General features: G+C 51.4%; 1 protein-coding gene. It reads right to left on the bottom strand.

What is annotated here, in order from left to right; genetic code table 11:
* Positions 1 to 10: 10 nt before the first annotated feature.
* A partial coding sequence (locus tag FZE95_RS19540) for an IS3 family transposase (RefSeq protein ID WP_150302457.1) occupies positions 11 to 383 on the bottom strand: 373 nt, incomplete at its 5' end.

Raw genomic sequence — 383 nt, 5'->3', positions numbered from 1 at the left:
GGACACCTGGTTAAGAGACAGCGTTTCGTTGCTCATACTCGAATGGCGTCATGTAATCCAAGTAGGAGTGCCGGCGCTGTCGGTTGTAAAAAATCTCAATGTAATCGAATAAGCTTTGTCTAGCCTGCTCACGAGTCCGGTAGCGGTGGTGCCTCACGTGCTCAGTTTTCAAGGTGTGGAAGAAGCTCTCCATCGCTGCGTTATCCAGGCATTTCCCCTTGCGGCTCATGCTAGGCTCGATACCGTTTCTGGCTAGGATTGCTTGATACTGGCCAGTCCGGTACTGCACCCCTTGATCGGTGTGGATCAACAGTTCGCAAGGTTTGCCGCGTCGACCTAATGCCATTTCCAAGGCATCTGTTACTAGGCTTCGATTAGGACTT

This window comes from Pseudomonas profundi (assembly GCF_008638305.1).
Classification (GTDB): Bacteria; Pseudomonadota; Gammaproteobacteria; order Pseudomonadales; family Pseudomonadaceae; genus Halopseudomonas; species Halopseudomonas profundi.
Note: the sequence above shows the minus strand (reverse complement) of the source record. Positions and strands in the feature narration are given on the sequence as shown.